The sequence below is a fragment of the Candidatus Neomarinimicrobiota bacterium genome (assembly GCA_034716895.1).
Lineage (GTDB): Bacteria > Fidelibacterota > UBA8477 > UBA8477 > JABMPR01 > JABMPR01.
This window is the reverse complement of record JAYEKW010000026.1, coordinates 1-5608: the sequence shown is the minus strand read 5'-3', so window position 1 is coordinate 5608 and position 5608 is coordinate 1. Positions and strand designations below refer to the sequence as shown.

Here is a 5608-nt window from a genome sequence, read left to right as displayed (position 1 = left end):
TGTGGTGGCGCCCTGCCAGTTAACTGTAAATCCCCCGCACTGATGACCCCGATTATTGGCATTTTTCCCAGCTACTAGAATCCGGGCATCTTTAGCTAGTGGGAGGAGGGCATCATCATTCTTTAGCATTACCAAAGATTTACGAACTGCCTCACGAGCGACTTCTCGATGCTCTGTGGATCCAAAGATCTCTGTTTTCCTTGAGAGTTTTCTATCTGCAGGTCTTGGTTTATCGAATAAACCGAATTCGATTTTAACTCTAAGTATCCTTCTGACAGCATCTTCTAATCGTTTTCTGGGAACTCTGCCACTCAAAACCAGCGTCTTGGTATGCTGAATAAATTCTTCCCACTTCTCAGTGACCATAAACATGTCCATACCGGAATTCAGACCCAGTTCTACAGCTTTGCCAAAGTCATCTGAGAGAATATTTATCCCATCCCAATCTGAAACGATGAAGCCTTTGAAGCCTAATTCATCTTTGAGAATGTCTGTTAGCAGGTAACGATGTTCATGACATTTAAGGCCGTTCCAACTATTTAAAGAAGCCATTACAGTCAATACACCTGCATCAATAGCCGCCTGATAAGGTGGAATATGCAATCGGCGCAACTCTTCTTCATCAATCTGAGCATCACCCTGATCGATTCCATGAACAGTGGTGCCATCTCCAACAAAGTGTTTTACACACGCGATCACACATTCTTCACCAAAATCTCCCTGAAGCCCGGAAACAAAACGTGGGGCATATTGAGAAACGATTTTTGGATCCTCACTATAGCTTTCATAGGTGCGACCCCAATGGCTATTTCTTGCCACCGCCAGTGTGGGTGCAAATGTCCATTCCACACCCGTTACTGCAATTTCTCGAGCGGTTGCCCGGGCAACCCTTTCTAGCAGGTCAGGATCTTTTGTTGCACCAAGACCGATATTATGTGGAAAGACCACGGCCCCGGTGACATTGGAGTTCCCATGGATAGCATCAACTCCGTAAACTATGGGGATGGCCAGGTGCTCATCATCTGCTTCCATGGAGGCAGCCCAATATTCATCATTCATTGCGATCCAATCCTCAGGCTTATTATCGCCTGGTGTTGATCCACCCCCGCTGAGCACAGATCCAATGTGAAAGTCTTTAACCTGTTGAGGAGTTACAAATTGACGTTCTGGCTGGACGATCTGACCGACCAATTGATCCAGATTCATCTTGGACATCAATTCAGCTATTCTTTCTTCCGTCCCTCTCATTTAAAATCTCCTGATACTTGTAAAATAATTCTAATATTTCTAACTAAGCTCAACTTCGATTCGATGGATCTTTCTGTCTCGAATCAAACTGGCGTATGTATTATCTATTGTTGTTCCACTGATCTGGTGGGTTATCCCATTCTCATCGACAACTTTCCAACACATAGGTGCAACACCATTTTCACCCCAGGTGTTTTTCCTGGTTGGATTGTGATAAGTGATGAGGATTTTACCCAGAAACATGAAGCTGAAACTGTTGGCAGGAATTGAAACTTGCTCGGCAGTTCCCTCCCTGCTAATATTGATCTGTCGCTCCCGGCTGGTAAACAACCAGTCAGGGATAACCGGTTTCAAGGTGAAATGAAGCTCACTTGATTTGCTTGTAAAGAATGGATTGGATCCAATCATCATTTCATTCAGGATATGAATGAATTCCGCTGTGGCCCCACTTAGTCGAGCTACAAACCCGGCACCATGCAAACCAGGATCAGGATTGGCACTGCTCACTAGAAAAGATGAATTTTCCAGGATGCTCCGGCCATATGTTTCAGGCTGTAAATAGGGAATAAACACATGTTTAAAATCCTTGAAGAAATCCTCATAAAGTTTATTTCTGAGCATCTCCAGCATATATTTGTATTCCATATGAAGCCAGATGGATTCGTTCTCGAACCAACCCGGTGAAAACACACGTGCCCGACCAATTTCCATGAGCTGATCAGCCAGAGATGCGTTCACTTTATACATCCTTAGTTTTTGATCATAGAGATCACTCTGGCGAATGTTTTGTACCAGCTTCCGGGCCTGCTTGTGTTCTGGGAGGCAACGTAAGAAGTGAACAGGCCCTTCCAGGAAATGCGGAAGCTGGTGTCCTTTAAAAGCTTTTGCCCTGAAACATTTCAGACCTTTTTCATTAGTCTGAGTCACTTGAATCCCATCTGAATTTGTGACTTCTATGATTTCATACTCAAGTACTTCATGATAGAGGTAGGTCATGGGGATTTTTCCTTCAGCATCCCAACCCAGTTCTATTCCTACCTCCAGGTATTGCAGGCAATCCTGCAAATATTTTTCAGCTCTTTTTATTCCAATGGATGTCTCATCACCGCTGATACCCAGGTGAGTCATCTCCCGGAAATTTTCCTTCAGGGTTGTGGATTGATCCCAATAATCAAAGGCATCGAAATTTTTTCTTAGAAGCTTCTGCATGGCGGTCATGAAGCTCAGCAATTCATTGAATATTGGAATTGTCTGCGTCGGACTTTTAGTAGCTCTGACAGCGCTCAGAAGAAACTGTATATGCCGTTTGATCTCCAGGGTTTCACTGAGACTCGATCCCATGAGTCCCGGCAAACCATTTAGAGCATCGTACCAGTTTGGTTTATCTGTCTCCATCTCGACACCAATCCCTGATGGATCCAGTGAAGCCATTTTGTTAGTGATAATGCAGATAAGTTTAGTGAACAGGTTTGTGCGATAAATTTTGCCAGTTCCATGATTCACACGGACTAACTTTTGATTATGACTCCTGGCATCAATTTGCGCTGCTTTTTTTTCATCATAAGCAAGCGCTCCGAGCTGCATCAGCTTATCATCCCAGATTACATATTTTTCATCTCGTGGGCGTACATGGTAGGGGCTATCATGAAAGGTAAAATCCTGCTTCACAAAAAGGATATATTGGAGTTTATCGGGATAGATGGCCAGGTAGTTTTCCAACAGATCTAAATTATAGGTCCAGTGATCAGACCAGTAGCCTTCTGCATGATCTGTTTCGTGTATTTTGTGACAAGCGGGTAGTAGATCACCAAGGAACTCGTCAGCGTTTTGGGGAAATTCCACATTCTGCTTGCTGAGGTATTTCAATAGCTCACCAGGGGTATGGGCTTCTCCCATGAAGGAGATTATGGATTTGGCCAAATCCTTCCCCAGATTGGACTTAACCACTTCTAATGCAGTGTCTGAAGCATTCAGTCTATAGCGGAGCTCCTTGATGACCAATGGGTTGAATCCATCCAGTTGAATCAGATTGACAAAGTGTTCCAGATTGTTTGATCCTACATCAGGATTAAAAAAGAGGTCAGAGCGTCGGTTTTGGTTGATATCTCGAAAATTGCCATTGCCTTGAGAATAAAAACTTGGTGTAATGCGATAATCATTGTAATCACGCTCAAGATCGCCATGCTTCCTTGAATAAAGGTGCAAGACGGATTGGCCTTTTTTCCCTTTCAGGGTATAGGGAAAACCACCTCGCAGAACATTGTCAAGGAAGTTTTGCCGAACATACATATCAAATGTTAGATCCTCACTGACCACCAGACTATTCTGGGTCAGATTGTCAATAATATTGATACTGGTCTCAACTTTTGACACCAGGTATTCGTTTTTAGAAACTCGGGGAAGCATACTATTTAATTCTTCAGCTGAATCTATGTGTCCGACAATGGATGTCAGGGTATAGGTTTCTCCTGATTCCAATGTTTTACTAAATGGACTCATCGCAGATGGCAATCGGTTTTCAAAAGCCTGACCGTCAAATATTTCTGATCCAGTGGTTTCTAAAAATCTGGCAGGAAAGCTATAATCATTGTGAGATCCAAAGATGCATTGTGGGTCAACAACTGGTTGCAAGAGCCTATTCCCCTCTGACCCACTTTCAAAACCCAGATAGAAGTTACCCTTACGGATCAGCTGGACATCAGGTCGATCTGCAGGTTCCACTTTTGCTTTGAACAGGGGTGCAATCTGGTCGTAATTAGAAACCTCGACAAAAGCTTCCATCAATCTGCGCATCTGTTTTAACCCATTATTACCAATCCCGTATGGGATAATCAGGGGTAAACCATCAAGACCATCAAAGCTGATGCTCAAGTTATTCAGATTAGTAATGCTTAGATTGCGGATGAGACCGGCATAATTGTCCTCTGGGACAGAATTATACTCAACCCTAAACTTCAACCCGAGGGTTTCATTCTCCTCAACCAGGGTCAAATGCGATGGCGCAATATGCATGGTTTGAGTTCTGATTATCTCTCGATCGCGATAGTGCTCCTGGAAGGGTTCATAATAATTGGTGTCCGATTCTTTCGGAAATTTAAGAAATGTCCTGAATCCCTGGGTAGAGACCAATTGATATGCCCAATTGGCTGGGAGAAACTCCATGATTGGATTCTCTTTATCCTGAACACCCATGCTGCAAATACATTGTCCACGATTTACATAAAAGACCCACATCGGTACGCCCATTTTACCAGCAATACCTGGAAAGAAGCTTGAGAATGGTTTTGCAGAGTTGTAATTATTTATCACAAACTTGCCATCTTTATTCAATTTGAAACTTGTTTTGGGGGAGTGTGTCACTGCATCTACCTTTTACTATATCTAAGCTGAATCACTATTGATGTTGTCCCCAAAATATTGGATCGTAATGATCGTGTCGAGCTACCAGTATTTGTTGGTCTTTTTATAGCTGTACCCTCACTGTCTGTACTGAATTTTCAGGAATTTCTATCACCGCATACTGCTTCCCCACTTGCAGTTGATACTCAATAGATTTTGCACTAGTATTCAGTAACTGAACACTCAACATACCTTTATCATTGATGGTTGCGCAGCTATGTAAATCATCTGAGCCCAGCTCATCCGTCACCTGATGCGTCTGGACCGCTTTATCGCCTGGTCGAATGCTTCGGCTTAATTGTGATAGGACATGAAAAATTGGCGTATAGTAGACAAACTGAGATTCTTTGTCGATCATGATCGGGGCACCACAGAAATTACCTACATGATTGGGTCCACCATCTTTATCGAGAACGATATTCCAATCAACCCATCCTGTTGCCCAATGATCAATACTTTCAATAATATTCCGAGCATACCTATGCACTGGTGTATAGGCTGGATGGTCTTCTACTGCCACACCTTCCCAGGTAACCGAATAAGCCCAATCCGTTGCATTATCATCCCACCAGAAGTCATCATTATTAAACCAGTCAGTTTCCTTGAATTTTTGAGGATCAAGGACTCCTTCTGGCGGATTTTTACCAAGATCATCGATACAACCTTCAGTATGAATAATGGTGTAATCTGGAAATTTCGCATGTACCCTGTCAAACACCTCTTCATAAACTTTGAATGTGCTTTCATACCAGTGTACAGCCACACCATAGACGTATTTATTTGCTTGATCTGCAGGAAATATCACATCGGTCCAATGTTCAAGTCCATCACGATTCTGGTCATAAACGAGTAGCTTAGTATTGGAGTATCCAGCTGTTTCCAAGCCCGGTCCCAGGTGGTTCTGGACAAATTCGCTCTGCGATTCAGGTGTAAAATGCATGCTTTCCCATTGACCATTGTT

At 43.1% G+C, this 5608-nt stretch carries 3 protein-coding genes; all 3 read right to left on the bottom strand.

The genetic code is table 11. The annotated features are described in order from the left end of the window. Window positions 1-1248 (bottom strand): glycoside hydrolase family 3 protein (locus tag U9Q77_02085; GenBank protein MEA3286153.1); only part of this gene is annotated, 1248 nt, incomplete at its 3' end. A 39-nt stretch (window positions 1249-1287) separates the two neighbouring features. After that, window positions 1288-4557 (bottom strand): hypothetical protein, encoded by a 3270-nt coding sequence (locus U9Q77_02080; GenBank protein MEA3286152.1) that lies wholly within the window; start codon window positions 4555-4557, stop codon window positions 1288-1290. Window positions 4558-4711: 154 nt separating this feature from the next. Next, a partial coding sequence (locus tag U9Q77_02075; GenBank protein MEA3286151.1) for a glycoside hydrolase family 30 beta sandwich domain-containing protein occupies window positions 4712-5608 on the bottom strand: 897 nt, incomplete at its 5' end.